Here is a 16,794-nt window from a genome sequence, read left to right on the forward strand (position 1 = left end):
TTTTCGTCAGCAGAATCTCAAGGGAGCCTCGGCTCCCTTTTGTTTTTTGGTCATTCGGTCAATATCCCCTTATTCTCCAGGTGGAAAGCCGGACCCATAATTTGTACAATGCCGCCCCCTGACGTAGGTCAGCCGATAATTTATGAAGTGTGTGAGCTGAGGCCCTTGATGAGCGAAACAAAAACCAACCTGCTGGATCTCGATCGGGATGCCATGCGTGCCTTCTTCGTCGAACTGGGCGAGAAGCCGTTCCGGGCAGATCAGGTAATGAAGTGGATTTATCACTTTGGTTGTGATGATTTCGATCAGATGAACAACGTCAACAAGGTGCTGCGCGAGCGTCTCAAGGAGATCGCCGAGATCCGGGCGCCGGAAGTGAGCCGCGAACAGCGCTCCTCCGACGGTACCATCAAGTGGGCGCTGCAGGTTGGCGGCCAGGAGGTGGAGACCGTCTACATCCCCGAAGACGATCGGGCGACCCTGTGCGTCTCTTCCCAGGTGGGCTGCGCCCTGGAGTGCAAGTTCTGCTCCACCGCCCAGCAGGGCTTCAACCGCAACCTGAAAGTCTCCGAGATCATCGGTCAGGTGTGGCGCGCCGCCAAGATCGTCGGCGGCAAGCGTCCCATCACCAACGTAGTGATGATGGGCATGGGCGAGCCGCTGCTCAACCTCGCCAACGTGGTACCGGCCATGCGCCTGATGATGGATGACTACGGCTACGGCATCTCCAAGCGCCGGGTCACCATCTCCACCTCCGGCGTGGTGCCGGCGCTGGACATGCTGGGCGACCAGATCGACGTGGCGCTGGCCATCTCCCTGCACGCCCCCAACGACAAGCTGCGCTCCGAGATCATGCCGATCAACGACAAGTACAACATCGAAGCCTTCCTGGCCGGTGTGCGTCGCTACCTCGGCAAGTCCAACGCCAACGGCGGCCGAGTCACGGTGGAGTATGTGCTGCTCGATCACATCAATGACGACATGCAGCATGCCCATGAGCTGGCCAAGGTGCTCAAGGACACCCCGAGCAAGATCAACCTGATCCCGTTCAACCCCTTCCCGGGCAACCCCTATGGCAAGCCGAGCAACAGTCGCATCGACCGTTTCTCCAAGGTACTGATGGAGTACGGCTTCACCGTCATCGTCCGCAAGACCCGTGGTGACGACATCGATGCCGCCTGCGGTCAGCTGGTGGGGGAGGTGATCGATCGCACCAAGCGCACCATGAAAAATCGGATGCAACAGGATGGGATTTCCGTCAAAATGGTTTAACTTGCTAAGCCATTGTATAGTCAGGGAATGGATACACGTACATTGATCGTAGTGGCAGCGCTCTGTGCGCTGCCAGGCTGTGTTACCGAGACCACTTACGCTGGCCAGAATTCCACCCAGCGTGAGGTCGGTCCCGACCTCAAGGCGGCAGCCCAGACCCGTCTGGATTTGGGCATCCAGTATCTGCAGCAGGGCAACGCCGAGCAGGCCAAGTTCAACCTTGATCGCGCCCTCCAGTACGACGCCGCCAATCCTCAGGTTTACATCGGTTTTGCCTACTTCTACCAGCAGGTGCAAGATTACAAGGCAGCCGAAGCCAGTTATCAGAAAGCCCTTGCCGTGGATCCGTCCAATGCTGACGCGATGAACAACTATGGCGCCTTCCTTTGCAATCGCGGTCGTTTCGACGAGGCTGAGAAAGCCTTCCTGCAGGCCGTCAGCCAGCCGAACTACATCAAGATCGCCGATACCTATGAAAACGCGGCACTTTGCGCCGCGCAAAATCGCAGAAATGATAAAGCAAGCGAGTACTATCGCTTGGCCTTGGGGTATAATCCCCGCAATCCAAGGTTATTGCTGGACATGGCGGAGCTTTCCATGAAAGATGGCAAGCTGCCTGATGTGCAGGCCTATCTCGCCCGTTTTGCCGATGTATCGGACGAGAACGAGAACAGTCTCTGGTTGAGATTGCGGCTGGCGCAGGCCATGGACAAACCGGCACTACTTCACCAATTCGGGACTGAGCTGGTAAGGCAATATCCCACTTCGCAACAAGCCAAGCGTTACTTAGCCAATGACTACTGAACAGCCACACGATTTCCAAGACGACTCCCAGGCAGTTGGCCCAGGCCAGCTGCTGCGCAACGCCCGTGAACAGCTCGGCTGGACGCGAGAACAGGTTGCGTCCCGCATTCACCTTCGTCTGACCCTGATTGCCGCGATTGAATCGGATACGTATGACAAACATACCTCCCATACCTTCATCCGCGGCTATCTGCGTACCTATGCCAAGCTGGTCGGTATTCCGGAAGAGACCATCCTCGCCGCTTATGACAAGCTGGGCCTGACGCCGCCCGACAACATCGACATGCAGAGCTTCTCCCGCCGCTCCCGCCAGCAGGCCAATGACAGTCGCCTCAAGGTGGTGACCTGGCTGGTGATCCTGGTGCTGATCGCCCTCTCCGTCGTCTGGTGGTGGCAGAGCACGGCGCGTCGCTCCGCCGGTGACGAGGCCCTGGCCGCGACCGAAATGGGCGCAGCCCGCAACACCAATACGCCGAGCGCCACTCCGGCCGTCGATGTTGCCGAGCCGGTACTGGCTCCTGCCGCGTCCGCCGCCGCAGACGCTGCCGTAGCCCCCGTGGTGAGCGATGCCGCGCCGACCACTCTGCCGGCGGATGCCAGCAGCGCCGTGGCGACCACCACTGCCGAGACGTCTGTCGCTGCCGCCACGCAACCGGCTGACGACACCGCCGCGAGCGAGCCTGCCAAGGTGCCCCAGCTCAAGATGAGCTTCACCGCCGACTGCTGGCTGGACGTCAAGGATGCCAATGGCAAGACCCTGTTCAGCGGCCTCAAGAAGGCCAATGACGAACTGGTACTGGAAGGACCCGAGCCGCTCAAATTCATCATTGGTGCGCCCATGGCCATCAATATCGAATACAAGGGCAAGTCCATCGACATGAGCCGTTACAACAACGGCCGGACTGCTCGCCTCTCACTGCCGCAGGAGTAATCTGTCCGCCATGTCCGCTCACGAATCTCCCATCATTCGTCGTAAATCCAGGCAGATCATGGTCGGCAACGTACCGGTCGGGGGCGATGCCCCCATCACGGTACAGACCATGACCAACACCAAGACCACGGACGTGGCCGCCACCGTCGAGCAGATCCAGCGGATCGAGCGGGTCGGTGCCGACATCGTCCGGGTCTCCGTCCCCACCATGGAGGCGGCGGAAGCATTCAAGCTCATCAAGCAGCAGACCCGCATCCCCATCGTGGCCGACATCCACTTCGACTACCGCATCGCCCTCAAAGTGGCCGAATACGGCGCCGATTGCCTGCGCATCAACCCGGGCAATATCGGCAACGAGGAGCGGGTGCGCGCCGTGGTGGACTGTGCCCGCCACTACAACATCCCGATCCGCATCGGCGTCAACGGCGGCTCGCTGGAGCGGGACATCCAGGAAAAATATGGCGAACCCACCCCCGAGGCGCTGCTCGAGTCAGCCATGCGCCACGTGGATTATCTGGATCGCCTGAACTTCGACAACTTCAAGGTGAGCGTCAAGGCCTCCGACGTCTTCCTGGCGGTCGGCGCCTATCGCCTGCTGGCCAAGCAGATCGAACAGCCGCTGCATCTGGGCATCACAGAGGCGGGCGGTTTTCGCGCCGGCGCGGTGAAGTCTGCCATCGGTCTTGGCATGCTGCTGAGTGAAGGCATCGGTGACACCCTGCGCATCTCGCTGGCGGCCGATCCGGTGGAAGAGATCAAGGTGGGCTTTGATATCCTCAAGTCCCTGCGCATCCGTTCCCGCGGCATCAACTTCATCGCCTGTCCCTCCTGCTCCCGCCAGGAGTTCGACGTCATCGGCACCGTCAATGCGCTGGAAGAGCGGCTCGAAGACATCATCACTCCGATGGATGTCTCCATCATCGGCTGCGTGGTGAACGGTCCGGGGGAGGCGCTGGTCTCCGATCTGGGCCTTGCCGGCGCGGCCAACAAGAGCGCCTTCTACGAGGGTGGTCAGCGGGTCGACCGGCTCGACAACAAGGATCTCATTCCGACCCTGGAGCGCCGCATTCGCGCCCGGGCCGCCATGCTGGATCCGGCCAACCAGATCCAGGTGGACGAGGGTTGAGCAACCAAGGGCCACTCAGGGTGGCCCTGTCTTTAGGTTGCTGATTTTACATCCCGCATTGGAATACCCTGATTTTACCTCGGGGTCGAAAATCCCTATAATGCGGCCAAATTTTACCTCTTTTTCTCGAGTATCAACGTGGCAAAACAGATCCAAGCTATTCGCGGTATGAATGATTGCCTGCCGGAGCAGAGCCCGGTATGGCAGAAAGTAGAACAGATCCTGCGCCAGGTCGTGGCCAGCTATGGCTACAGCGAAGTGCGCATGCCGATTGTCGAGCAGACCCATCTGTTCAAGCGCGCCATCGGTGAAGTGACCGACGTGGTCGAAAAAGAGATGTACACCTTTGAAGACCGCAACGGCGACAGCCTGAGCCTGCGTCCGGAAGGGACCGCCAGCTGCGTGCGTGCCGGTATCGAGCACGGTCTGCTTTACAACCAGGAACGCCGGATGTGGTACATGGGCCCCATGTTCCGTCACGAGCGTCCCCAGAAGGGCCGTTATCGCCAGTTCCACCAGTTCGGGGTCGAGCTGTTTGGCATCAACGGGCCGGACATCGATGCCGAGCTCATCATGCTGACTCACCGCCTGTGGCGTCTGTTCGGCATCCAGGATCACGTCACCCTGCAGCTCAATACCCTGGGCCAGAGCAGTGAGCGTGCGGCTTACCGTGATGCCCTGGTGGCCTACCTGGAGCAGTACAAGGATCAGCTGGACGAAGAGAGCCAGCGTCGCATGTACAGCAACCCGCTGCGGGTGCTCGACTCCAAGGACGAGAAGGTACAAGCCATTCTGGTGGGCGCCCCGCGTCTGTTCGATCACCTGGGCGAAGAGAGCCTGGCCCACTTTGAGGGGCTCAAGCGCCTGCTCGAGTCTGCCGGCATCAAGTACGAGGTGAACGAGCGTCTGGTGCGCGGCCTCGACTACTACAACCTCACCGTGTTCGAGTGGGTGACCAACAGCCTGGGTGCCCAGGGCACCGTCTGTGCCGGTGGCCGCTACGACGGCCTGGTGGAGCAACTGGGCGGTCAGCCGACTCCGGCAGTGGGCTTTGCCATGGGCATGGAGCGTCTGGTGCTGATGCTGGAAACCCTCGAACTCAATGCCGATATCCGCCCGGCGGTGGATGTCTATCTCTGCATGGTGGGTGAGGGCACTGAACAGGCCGGTTTCCAGCTGGCCGAGCGGCTGCGCGATGCCCTGCCTGACTTGCGCCTGATGAGCCACTGCGGCGGCGGCAACTTCAAGAAACAACTCAAGCGTGCCGACAAAAGCGGCGCGGCCATTGCCCTGATCCTTGGCGAGACCGAGGTACAAAACGGGGAGATCACCATCAAATATCTGCGTGGCCAGGCCGAGCAACAGACCGTCACGGTCGACGCCGCCATTGCCCTGCTGGCAGCGAAAGGAGAGTAAGCTGTGGAAGTTTATACCACCGAAGAACAACAGGTTGAGGTCATCAAGAACTGGTGGAAAGAGAACGGAACCTCGGTGATCGCAGGAACTGTTATCGGTCTGGTTGGACTCTTTGGCTGGCGCTACTACAACGAGCATCAGCAGACCACCCAGGAAGCCGCCTCCCAGGCTTACAACGAGATGAGCGCCCAGCTGGCCAAGGGTGACGCGGCCGGCTTCGAGCAGGCACAAAGCTTCATCAGCGCCCACAAGGGCGACTCCTACGCCGAGCTGGCGGCGCTGCAACTGGCGGCGGCCGCGGTCAAGGCGGACAAGCTGGATCTGGCTGCCGAGCAGCTGACCCAGGTGGCTACCAGTGGTGACGAGAGCATTCGTCCTATCGCCGCACTGCGTCTGGCCCGGGTGCTGAACGATCAGGGCAAGGCCGATGAAGCGCTGGCCCAGCTTGGCAAGATCAACAACGACGCCTTCAAGGCCCAGGTGGCCGAAGTGCGCGGCGACATCCTGCAAAAGCAGGGCAAGAGCGAAGAGGCTCGCGATGCCTATCAGGCGGCGGCCGATGCCGGCGGTCTGCAGAGCAGCGCCGAGCTCAAGCTGAAGATGGACGATCTGGCGTTGCCAGCGGTGACCACGGGTGAGGCTCCGGATGCGTAATCTGTTCAAGATGGTGGCGTTGGGGGCTGCGGTCTCCTTCGCCCTGCAGGGCTGCTCCCTGTTCAGTTCGGAAGAGGATCTCAACCCCATGGCCCCGCTGCCCAAGGTCGAGTCCGCGTTCACGGCCGATACCGCCTGGTCCTCCTCGGTGGGTGACGGCATCGGTGACTTCTACTCCCAGCTCAAGCCGGTGGTGGAAGAGGAGCGCATCTATGCGGCGGCCCGCGACGGTGATGTCACCGCCTTTGACCGCGAAAGCGGCAAGGAGCTGTGGAGCGTCGATCTGGCGGATCTGCCAATCAACGCCGACAAGCGTAGCGCCCGCCTCTCCGGTGGCCTGGTCTCCCGCTACGGCAAGCTGTTCCTGGGCTCCGAGAACGGGGTGGTCTACGCCCTGAACGAAGAGAATGGGGAAGTGCTGTGGCAGACCACGGTACCGGGTGAAGTGGTGGCGAGCCCCGCCGTCGAGGATGGCCGGGTGGTGGTACTGACCACCTCGGGTCGCCTGGTGGCGCTTGATACCGACGAGGGCAAGCTGCAGTGGACCCTGGCGGAAGAGCAGCCGCCGCTGACCCTGCGCAGCGCCGGTGCCCCCATCATCACCAACGGTGCCGTGCTGTACGGCCGCGCCGATGGCAAGGTGGGCATCGCCCTGCTGAGCAACGGCCAGCCGGTGCGCCAGTCCAAGGTGGCCGACCCGCGCGGCGCCACCGAGCTCGACCGCATGGTGGACGTGGATGCCACGCCGCTCATCGCCGGCGATGAGCTCTATGCCATCGCGTATAATGGCCAGTTGATGGCGCGCAAGCTGATGAGCGGCGACGAAGTGTGGAAGCGCAAGTATTCCGGCTACCGCGACATGGCGGTGACCGGCAATGCCATCGTGCTGACCGACAGCCGCAGCCATCTGTTTGCGGTCGACCGTCGCAACGGTCTCGAGCTGTGGTCCAACACCCAGCTGGAAAACCGCACCGTGACCGCCCCCGTCATCATGGGTGACTATGTGGTGGTCGGCGATGTGGAAGGTTACCTGTATTGGCTGGATCGGACCGACGGGTCCATCAAGGCCATGCAGCAGCTCGACAGCAGTGGTCTGTACGCCGCCCCCCTGGTGGACGGTGACACCCTGTATGTGCAGAGCCGTGGCGGCAAGCTGTACGCTGTCAAGCGTCCCTGATCGCCCGATAATGTGAATATCCGGCTCCTGGTCTTCGGACCCGGAGCCTTTGTCGTCTTGAGAATGAGGCTTTTATGACTCCTGTAGTAGCCCTGGTGGGCCGCCCCAATGTGGGGAAATCCACCCTGTTTAACCGCCTGACCCGTACCCGGGACGCCCTGGTGGCCGACTTCCCCGGTCTGACCCGGGACCGCAAATATGGCCAGGCGAAGCTGGGCGAGCTGGAATTTATCGTGGTGGATACCGGTGGTATCGACGGCACCGAAGAGGGGATCGAGCTGAAGATGGCCGAGCAGTCCCTGCTGGCCATCGAAGAGGCCGATGTGGTGCTGTTCATGGTGGATGCCCGCGCCGGTCTGACCGCGGCGGATCAGGCCATCGCCGAGCACCTGCGCAAGACCCACAAGAAGGTATTTCTGGTGGCCAACAAGACCGACGGCATCGACGGCGACTCCGCCGTCTCCGAGTTCTACGGTCTGGCCCTGGGCGAGGTCTACCAGATGGCGGCCGCCCACGGTCGTGGCGTATTGAGCCTGCTCGAGCTGGCACTGGCCCCCCATCTGGAGACCCTGGTCGAAGCCGCCGGCGAAGAAGCCGAGCTGGATGAAGAAGAGGAAGACTTCGACGAAGAGGCCCTGCTGCGCATGGTGGCTGCCGGTGAACTCGACACCAAGGAAGACACCAAGGAGACCCCGTTCGCCGACCTGCCCATCAAGTTCGCCATCGTCGGTCGTCCCAACGTCGGCAAGTCGACCCTGACCAACCGCATGCTGGGTGAAGATCGGGTCATCGTCTATGACATGCCGGGCACCACCCGCGACTCCGTCTACATCCCGATGGAGCGCGACGAGCAGAAGTACGTCATCATCGACACCGCTGGCGTGCGTCGTCGCGGCAAGGTGCACGAGACGGTGGAGAAATTCTCCGTCATCAAGACCCTCAAGGCGATTGAAGATGCCAACGTCTGCCTGCTGGTGATCGACGCCCAGGAGACCATCACCGATCAGGATCTCAGCATCCTCGGTTTCGTGCTCAACACCGGCCGCTCCGTGGTGCTGGTGGTGAACAAGTGGGATGGTCTGGATCAGAAGGTGAAAGAGGACGTCAAGAACGAGCTCGATCGCCGTCTGGGCTTCATCGACTTCGCCCGCGTGCACTTCATCTCCGCCCTGCACGGCAGCGGCGTCGGCCACCTGTTCGAATCCATCCAGGAGGCCTACCAGTCCGCCACCCGCCGTACCAGCACCGCCATGCTGACCCGCATCATGCAGATGGCCCAGGAAGACCACCAGCCGCCCATGGTGAACGGTCGCCGGGTCAAGCTGAAGTACGCCCACGCCGGTGGCTACAACCCGCCGCGCATCGTGATCCACGGCAACCAGCTCAACGACCTGCCGGACTCCTACAAGCGCTACCTCATCAACTACTTCCGCAAGTCGTTGAAGATCATGGGGACGCCGGTTCGGGTCGAGTTCCAGGAGTCGGTCAACCCGTTCGAGGGCAAGAAGAACACCCTGACCCTGAGCCAGGAGCGCCAGCGCAAGCGCCTGCTCAAGGCCAAAGCCAAGAAATAAGGCCCTGCGGCTGCCCTCACCGGCAGCCGTTTTTCTAGTGGTCTTGAAGGGGAGGGGAATGTGCAGTGGGGCCGCCCAGTGCACATTCACTTTGCAAGGAGCCAACCATGAGTCAACTTGTCTGCCCTGCCTGCCAGGGCGAGCTGGACAGCCGCAGCCGCGAGCTCACCTGTGGTCAATGCCAGGCCCGTTACCAGATCCGGGCGCTCTGCCCGACCTGCAGGCAGGAGCTGGAGCGGCTCAAGGCCTGCGGCGCGGTGGATTACTTCTGCAACCACTGCAACAGCCTGGTGTCGAAGCGGGCAGTGCTCTTCGAGGTGAGCCCGCTGACGGAAAATTGAGGCAATAAAAAACCCGGCTAATGCCGGGTTTATGCTGTGTGCTCTGCTATCAGCAAGGTGAAGGAGCGGTTTCGGCGCCATATCTTGCGTTTGATCTCGTTGAGCTTGAGCTTGCGTCTGGGGCTCCAGCCGCACCTTGTCTTCTTGACCAGTGTCGTTCTTCTGCGAGCTCGCATCTTGGTCTCCTCCCATGGGGTGGCCATCCCGGCCTTGGGTGATGATGGGAGCCTATCTGAAAGTGCTGTCATCCGAGTGCAAGTGGATGAAATAGCGCGATAAAAACAGATTCGGATAGGCTCCGGTGTGGTCGGATGGTAACAGAGAAACCACCCGAAAAACAAACCTGTCAACAGGGATCAGCGCAGGGTGATCTGCTTGACCACTTCGGCAATGACGGTGGGACGTTCGGCACTGGTCGGCTCGCTGCTGTCATCCTCATCCAGCTCTTCGCGGCGATGGGCCTTCTGCTGCTCGTTGTCGAGCCAGAGCAGGCTCTGGTAGTACTGGCGCACGTTGTTGACGTAGTTGCGCGCCTCGCCGCCGCGGGCATAGCCGTAGCGCACCTTGCGGTGCCAGCGCGACTGCTGCAGCAGCGGCAGCACCTCTTTCACGTCGCTCCAGGCGTCCGGATTCTTGCCGAGCTCCTTGGTCAGGCGGCGGGCATCCATCATGTGGCCGTAGCCGATGTTGTAGGCGGTGAGGGCAAACCACACCTTCTCGTCATCGGGCACCGAGGCGGGCACCTTCGCCATCATCTGCTCGAGATAACGGGCGCCCCCCTTGATGCTCTCCTCCGGGTGCAGCCGGTTGTTGACCCCCATCGCCTTGGCGGTGGGCTCGGTCAGCATCATCATGCCACGCACCCCTGTGTAGGAGCGCGCCTCCGGATCCCAGTGGGACTCCTGATAGCTGATGGCAGCCAGCAGGCGCCAGTCCACCAGGTTGGCGTGGGTCTTGAACAGATCCTGGTACTTGGGCAGCAGACTCTTGGCCCGCTGCAGGAAGGTGCGGGTGTCGACGAAGTCGAAATTCTGCACGTGGCCGAAGTACTTCTCGTCGAGCTTGGCGATGGCGCCATCCATGAAGCGTTGGCCGAAGAAGTCGATGATGCTGGCGTAGAGGCTGTCGTCCGGCAGCTTGGTCATGGCCCAGGCCACGGTCTGGTTCTTGGCGAGCGTCATCCCCTCGGTGAGCTCGGGGTAGTAGCGCTGGGTACGGGCCAGCACGGTATCCTGCACCACCGTGTAGTCAATCTTGCCGTCGGCCACCTGCTTGAGCAGCTCCTCCACGTCGGCATCCCGGTTGGTGCTCCACTTGAGGTTGGGGTGCTGCTTGGCCAGCTCCTTGAGCAGATCCTCCCCGGTGGAACCGGCAGGCACCACTATGTTGCCCTTGAGATCGCCGATGTCCCTGGGCTTGGGGGAGCCGTTGCGATAGACCAGCTTGGGCGAGACCTGGTAGAAGCCGGGGCCGAAGCGAAACAGCTGGCGCCGCTCCGGGGTGATGACGATGGCGGCCGCGGCCAGATCGAGCTTGCCCTTCTTGAGCAGATCCACCAGCTCGGCGGTAGAGTAGACCGGCACTATGGTCAGCTTGACCCCCAGCCAGTCGGCATAGCTTCTCGCCAGCTCGTAATCGAACCCCTGGGCGGTGTCGTCACGCTGGTAATAAGAGGTGGGGCCGTAGATGGTGCCAACCCGGATCTCGCCCCGCTGGCGGATCTGCTCCAGCTGGCTGGAGGGGGTGTAGAAGTCGCAACCGACCAGGGTCAGCAGCAACATCAGCCCGATAAACAGTCGAAAAATGCAGCGCAAGTAGGTGAGTACCCTTGTTGAAAAAATCGGCATTTGTCAAAAAAGAGGCACCTTTATACCAGAGAGTGTGGACCGAGTCACACTTGGCAAAACAAGAAAAACGTTTGTCCGCCGTCGGCCTGATCCCTATAATACGCGCGTCTCAATTCCCCCCCACTTCAACACTTGGTGAGAAAGGTCATATGGATATCTTGCGTGGTGCCCCCGCACTGTCTGAGTTTCGTGTCCAAAAACTGCTGCAACGCTTCGCGCAGATGAAACAGGAGAGAGGAGTAGAGATAGAGGATGTCTATGCCGAATATGTGCACTTCGCCGAGCTCTCGAGCCCGCTGTCGCCCCCGGAGCGAGCGACCTTGGGCCAGCTCCTGCGCTACGGCCCGACCATCCCCGAACACACCCCCAGCGGTCAGCTGTTTCTCGTTACCCCCCGCCCCGGCACTATCTCCCCCTGGTCTTCCAAAGCAACCGACATCGCCCACAACTGCGGCCTGACCCAGGTCAAGCGGCTCGAGCGCGGCATTGCCTATTACGTGCAGGCCAAGGGTGAGCTGAGCGCTGCCCAGCGCGCCGACGTGGCCGCCGTGCTGCACGACCGCATGATGGAGACGGTGTTTGGCGAGATGAACGAGGCCGCCGCCTTGTTTGCCCATCAGGAGCCGCGCCCCTTCACCCAGGTGGACGTGCTGGCCGGTGGCCGCGCCGCCCTGGCCGAGGCCAACGTGGCACTGGGTCTGGCGCTGGCCGACGACGAAATCGACTATCTGGTGGAGAACTTCACCCGGCTGGGTCGCAATCCCAACGACATCGAGCTCTACATGTTTGCCCAGGCAAACTCCGAGCACTGCCGCCACAAGATCTTCAACGCCGACTGGACCATCGATGGTGAGCAGCAGCCCAAGTCGCTGTTCAAGATGATCAAGAACACCTTCGAGCAGACGCCGGATCATGTCCTGTCTGCCTATAAAGACAACGCCGCCGTGATGGAAGGGAGCCAGGCCGGCCGCTTCTTCCCAAGCCCCGCCAACGGTGAGTACCAGTATCACCAGGAGCAGGTCGACATCCTGATGAAGGTGGAGACCCACAACCACCCGACCGCCATCTCTCCGTTCCCCGGCGCTGCCACCGGTTCTGGCGGCGAAATTCGCGACGAGGGCGCCACCGGCCGCGGCGCCAAGCCCAAGGCGGGTCTGGTGGGCTTCTCCGTCTCCAACCTGCGTATCCCCGGCTTCGAGCAGCCCTGGGAGCAGGATTTCGGCAAACCGAGCCGCATCGTCAGCGCCTTTGACATCATGCAGGAAGGGCCGCTCGGTGGCGCCGCGTTCAACAACGAGTTCGGCCGTCCGGCCATTCTCGGTTACTTCCGTACCTTCGAAGAGGAGGTGCCGAGCCACAATGGCGTCGAGGTGCGTGGCTACCACAAACCCATTATGCTGGCGGGCGGTATCGGCAACATCCGCAGCGAGCACGTCCAGAAAGGGGAGATCCCGGTGGGGGCCGCCCTCATCGTGCTGGGGGGGCCTGCCATGAACATCGGCCTGGGCGGCGGAGCGGCCTCTTCAATGGCCTCTGGTCAGTCGGCAGAAGATCTCGACTTTGCCTCGGTGCAGCGTGACAACCCCGAGATGGAGCGTCGTTGCCAGGAGGTGATCGACCGCTGCTGGCAACTGGGTGATGACAACCCCATCGTCTTTATTCACGACGTGGGCGCCGGTGGCCTCTCCAACGCCATGCCGGAGCTGGTGAGCGACGGCGATCGCGGTGGTCGCTTCGATTTGCGTGCCATCCCGAACGACGAGCCGGGCATGAGCCCGCTCGAGATCTGGTGCAACGAATCCCAGGAGCGTTACGTACTGGCCGTCGCCCAGGACAAGCTGCCGCTGTTCAAGGCGCTGTGCGAGCGCGAGCGCGCTCCCTATGCCGTCATCGGCAGCGCCACCGAAGAGAAACACCTGACCCTCTCCGACCAGCACTTTGACAACCACCCCATCGATCTGCCGCTCGATGTGCTGCTCGGCAAGACCCCCAAGATGCACCGCGACGTAGCGAGCCTGCCCGCCCAGGGCAAGGCACTGCAACTGGATGGCATCACCCTCGGCGACGCCGCCGAGCGGGTATTGCGTCTGCCCACCGTGGCGGAGAAATCCTTCCTCATCACCATCGGCGATCGCAGCGTGACCGGTCTGGTCAACCGCGACCAGATGGTCGGCCCCTGGCAGATCCCGGTGGCCGATTGCGCCGTCACCGCCGCCACCTACGACAGCTACCATGGCGAAGCCATGTCCATGGGCGAGCGCACCCCGGTGGCGCTGCTCTCTCATGCGGCTTCCGCCCGTATGGCGGTGGCCGAGGCCCTGACCAACCTGGCGCCTGCTCACATCGGTTCCCTCAAGCGGGTCAAGCTCTCTGCCAACTGGATGGCCGCTGCCGGTCATCCGGGGGAAGATGCCGGTCTCTACGAAGCGGTCAAGGCAGTGGGCGAGGAGCTCTGCCCGGCCCTTGGCATCACCATTCCGGTGGGCAAGGACTCCATGTCCATGAAGACCCGCTGGCAGCAGGATGGCAAGGAGCAAAGCGTCACCTCGCCGCTCTCCCTGCTCATTTCTGCCTTTGCTCGGGTCGAGGACGTGCGCAACACAGTCACCCCGCAACTGCGCACCGATCTCGGTGAAACCGACCTTATCCTCATCGATCTTGGCAACGGCAAGCAGCGCCTCGGCGCCTCCGCCCTGGCCCAGGTCTATCGCCAGCTGGGTGACAAGGCACCGGATCTGGACAACCCGGTCCAGCTCAAGGGCTTCTTCAACGCCATCCAGGCGCTGGTGGCCGATCGTAAGCTGATTGCCTACCACGATCGCTCCGACGGCGGCCTGTTCGTCACCCTGGTGGAGATGGCCTTCGCCGGTCACTGCGGCCTCGACCTGCAACTGGATCGCATCGGTGGCGACTTGCTGCCGGCCCTGTTCAACGAGGAGCTGGGTGCCGTCATCCAGGTACGCCGTGAAGACAAGGAAGCGGTGATGACCCTGCTGGCCGGTCACGGTCTGGCGGCCTGCTCCCACGTGCTGGGCACGGTGCGTGAGGGGGATCTCATCACCCTGCAGCGGGCCGGCCAGGAGATCTATCGCGCCAGCCGCACTGCCCTTCGCACCATCTGGGGCGAGACCAGCTGGCAGATGCAGCGCCTGCGCGACAACCCCGAGTGCGCGGATCAGGAGCATGCCGCCCGTCAGGACGCAGCCGATCCTGGCCTGCAGGCCAGGCTCTGCTACAACCCGGCCGAGGACGTGGCTGCGCCCTACATTGCCCGCGGGGTCTCCCCCCGTCTGGCGGTGCTGCGCGAGCAGGGGGTCAACTCCCACGTGGAGATGGCGGCGGCGTTTGACCGCGCCGGCTTCACCGCCGTCGACGTGCATATGAGCGATATCCTCTCCGGTCGTATCAAGCTGGATGCGTTCCAGACCCTGGTGGCCTGTGGCGGCTTCTCCTATGGCGACGTGCTGGGGGCGGGCGAGGGTTGGGCCAAGTCCATCCTGTTCAACGAGGGCGCCCGCGAGCAGTTCCAGCGCTTCTTCGAGCGTGGCGACACCCTCTCCTTGGGTGTCTGCAACGGTTGCCAGATGATGTCCAACCTGCGCGAGCTGATCCCGGGCGCCGATCTGTGGCCGCGCTTCGTGCGCAACCGCTCCGAGCGCTTCGAGGCCCGCTTCAGCCTGGTGGAAGTACAGGACTCCCCGTCCGCCTTCTTCGCCGGCATGGCAGGCTCCATGATGCCGATCGCCGTCTCCCACGGGGAAGGGCGAGTGGAGGTGCGCGATTCTGCCCACCTGGCGGCGTTGCAAGCCAGCGGCCTGGTGGGGCTGCGTTTCGTGGACAACCGTGGTCAGGTGACCGAGCAGTACCCGGCCAACCCGAACGGCTCGCCGAACGGTATCACCGCCGTGACCACCACCGACGGACGCGCCACCATCATGATGCCGCACCCGGAGCGGGTGTTCCGCACCGTCGCCAACTCCTGGCACCCGGACAACTGGGGCGAGGATGGCGCCTGGATGCGGATGTTCCGCAATGCCCGGGTTCGTCTGGGCTAAGCCTGCGACGCAAACAAAAACCGGCCCCTGTGGCCGGTTTTTTTATGGCGACGTTCCAGCTAGGGGCGGCCGTGACCCAGTTCGTGGGGGATGAAGTCACCGCGATCGAGAATGCGCAGGCAGGCATCCACGACGGCTTCATCCAGCCGGGTGCCGCGCAGCTGGATGATATGGGCCCTGGCCTGGGGAATGCCGAGGGCGGCGCGGTAGGGGCGATCGGAGGACATGGACTCCACTATGTCGGCCACCGTGAGGATGCGGGCCTCCAGCAGGATCTGCTCGCCCTTGAGCCCGGCCGGGTAGCCGGAGCCGTCGATGTACTCGTGGTGCTGGTGGATCATCTGGGCGATGGGCCAGGGCAGGGCGATGTCCTTGAGCACCTGATAACCGGCGCCCGGGTGCTCCTTGACCAGGTTGAACTCCTGGGGCGTGAGCCGCCCCGGCTTGGTGAGGATGTCGACCGGCACCTGGATCTTGCCGATGTCGTGCACCATGGCCCCCAGATAGAGTCCCCGCAACCGCTTCTCATCGAGCTTCAGCTCGCGACCTATGGCCAGCGCCAGGGTGGCGACGTGCTTCTGGTGGCCGGCGGTGTAGGGATCGCGCTGCTCCAGCACGGCGGCTATGGCGCCGAGGGCATCTTCCAGCGCCAGCTCCAGTTGGCGGGCATGCAGCATCTTGTCGCGCTGGGCGGTGAGGTAGGCCTGCTGGGTGCTGCGGGCCTGCAGGCCATAGGCAAGGTAGTCTGCCAGCTGGCTGAAAAGGTGCACCTCCTCGTCGGTGAAGGGGCGGGCCTGCTCGCTGTGAATGAGCAGGCCGCCACGCCCGCCGGTGTGCCACTGCAGCGGCAGCAGCAGGCGGGCGCGCAGGGTGGCCGAATGATGTACCAGCTCGCAGGGGAGCGCCTCGTTGCACGGCATCTCTGTGCTGATGGCCTGGTGCAGGGCGGGATCCTGGGTCAGCCACTCGTCGCTGGCAAACCAGGTTGCGTTGCCCGCCTGCGCCAGCACCTGCAGGGTGTGCTGGTCAGGTTTTTCCTGCAGCACGGTCACGAGGGGGAAACGGCCATCGAAGGTGATGGCGTCGCAGATCTCCTGCAGCAGCGTCTGCTCGTCGTCCGGCCTGAGCATGGCGTGATGGGCGCGGCCGATAGCCTCCAGGGTCCAGGTGTACTGTTGCAGCCGCTCCTGCTGCTGCTTCTTCTCGGTGATGTCATCGAAGAAGACCCCGACGCCGACCACCTGACCCAGCTCGTCGTGCAGGGGAAACTTGGTGGTGCTGAGCCAGCGGGCCTCGCCTCCCTTGAGATAAGGCTCCTCGTGGCGCTGGGTGGTGCCGCTGGTCATGACCCTGAGATCGTCGTCCCGATAGCGCTGGGCCAGCTCGGCCGGGAAGAAGTCGGCATCGCACTTGCCGACCAGTTCGGCCGGGCTGAGAGCGAGATCGTCTGCCAGCAGCCGGTTGCAGGCGATGAAGAGGGAGCGGGTATCCTTGAGCAGCACCCGGTAGGGCAACTGATCCATCACCTGGCCAAGCAGGGCGGCCGTGGGCTGCGGGGTAAAGGGCGGTGCGGGTCTTGAACTCATCGTCATCCAGC

13 protein-coding genes are annotated in these 16,794 nt (G+C 62.6%); 11 read left to right on the top strand and 2 right to left on the bottom strand.

Annotation, left to right across the window (positions count from 1 at the left end):
- Positions 1–168 precede the first annotated feature (168 nt).
- The 10 genes from AB5Y95_RS01800 to AB5Y95_RS01845 all read left to right on the top strand — a co-directional run bounded on the left by AB5Y95_RS01800 (position 169) and on the right by AB5Y95_RS01845 (position 9,574).
- A complete protein-coding gene (locus tag AB5Y95_RS01800; protein WP_005299790.1) occupies positions 169–1,272 on the top strand; it encodes a bifunctional tRNA (adenosine(37)-C2)-methyltransferase TrmG/ribosomal RNA large subunit methyltransferase RlmN in 1,104 nt (367 codons plus the stop codon).
- 12 nt (positions 1,273–1,284) lie between these two features.
- Positions 1,285–2,076: a PilW family type IVa pilus biogenesis/stability lipoprotein TapF gene (gene tapF / locus AB5Y95_RS01805; RefSeq protein WP_017765910.1), complete on the top strand. Its 792-nt coding sequence runs from the start codon at positions 1,285–1,287 to the stop codon at positions 2,074–2,076.
- Positions 2,066–3,007: a RodZ domain-containing protein gene (locus tag AB5Y95_RS01810; RefSeq protein ID WP_337076208.1), complete on the top strand. Its 942-nt coding sequence runs from the start codon at positions 2,066–2,068 to the stop codon at positions 3,005–3,007. Before tapF ends, AB5Y95_RS01810 begins: the two co-directional genes overlap by 11 nt.
- A gap of 10 nt (positions 3,008–3,017) precedes the next feature.
- Complete coding sequence (ispG, locus tag AB5Y95_RS01815; RefSeq protein ID WP_010634291.1) at positions 3,018–4,133, top strand: flavodoxin-dependent (E)-4-hydroxy-3-methylbut-2-enyl-diphosphate synthase; 1,116 nt, start codon at positions 3,018–3,020, stop codon at positions 4,131–4,133.
- Between the two features lie 138 nt (positions 4,134–4,271).
- Positions 4,272–5,549 (top strand): histidine--tRNA ligase, encoded by a 1,278-nt coding sequence (gene hisS, locus AB5Y95_RS01820; protein WP_010634290.1) that lies wholly within the window; start codon positions 4,272–4,274, stop codon positions 5,547–5,549.
- A 3-nt stretch (positions 5,550–5,552) separates the two neighbouring features.
- Positions 5,553–6,203 carry a tetratricopeptide repeat protein gene (locus tag AB5Y95_RS01825; RefSeq protein ID WP_010634289.1) on the top strand — a complete coding sequence of 217 codons (651 nt, stop codon included), beginning with the start codon at positions 5,553–5,555 and terminating at the stop codon, positions 6,201–6,203.
- Positions 6,196–7,380 (top strand): outer membrane protein assembly factor BamB, encoded by a 1,185-nt coding sequence (gene bamB / locus AB5Y95_RS01830; protein WP_010634288.1) that lies wholly within the window; start codon positions 6,196–6,198, stop codon positions 7,378–7,380. Before AB5Y95_RS01825 ends, bamB begins: the two co-directional genes overlap by 8 nt.
- Before the next feature lie 74 nt (positions 7,381–7,454).
- Complete coding sequence (gene der, locus AB5Y95_RS01835; protein ID WP_005299803.1) at positions 7,455–8,954, top strand: ribosome biogenesis GTPase Der; 1,500 nt, start codon at positions 7,455–7,457, stop codon at positions 8,952–8,954.
- A gap of 107 nt (positions 8,955–9,061) precedes the next feature.
- Positions 9,062–9,295, top strand: a complete 234-nt coding sequence (locus AB5Y95_RS01840; protein WP_005299804.1) for a zinc ribbon domain-containing protein — start codon at positions 9,062–9,064, stop codon at positions 9,293–9,295.
- 90 nt (positions 9,296–9,385) lie between these two features.
- Entirely contained in the window at positions 9,386–9,574 is a 189-nt protein-coding gene (locus AB5Y95_RS01845) for a hypothetical protein (protein WP_017780036.1), read from the top strand.
- 77 nt (positions 9,575–9,651) lie between these two features.
- On the opposite strand, the gene mltF is transcribed toward AB5Y95_RS01845, so the two are convergent.
- Entirely contained in the window at positions 9,652–11,142 is a 1,491-nt protein-coding gene (gene mltF / locus AB5Y95_RS01850; protein WP_216972692.1) for a membrane-bound lytic murein transglycosylase MltF, read from the bottom strand.
- Positions 11,143–11,291: 149 nt separating this feature from the next.
- Between mltF and purL the strand changes: the two genes are divergently transcribed.
- Positions 11,292–15,197, top strand: coding sequence for a phosphoribosylformylglycinamidine synthase (purL, locus tag AB5Y95_RS01855; RefSeq protein WP_368159405.1), 3,906 nt, complete (start codon positions 11,292–11,294; stop codon positions 15,195–15,197).
- 59 nt (positions 15,198–15,256) lie between these two features.
- Here the strand turns inward: purL and AB5Y95_RS01860 are convergent, their stop codons facing one another.
- Complete coding sequence (locus AB5Y95_RS01860; RefSeq protein ID WP_337076204.1) at positions 15,257–16,783, bottom strand: HD domain-containing phosphohydrolase; 1,527 nt, start codon at positions 16,781–16,783, stop codon at positions 15,257–15,259.
- Between the last annotated feature and the right edge of the window lie 11 nt (positions 16,784–16,794).

It is taken from the genome of Aeromonas sp. R5-3 (assembly GCF_040908225.1).
Lineage (GTDB): Bacteria > Pseudomonadota > Gammaproteobacteria > Enterobacterales > Aeromonadaceae > Aeromonas > Aeromonas dhakensis.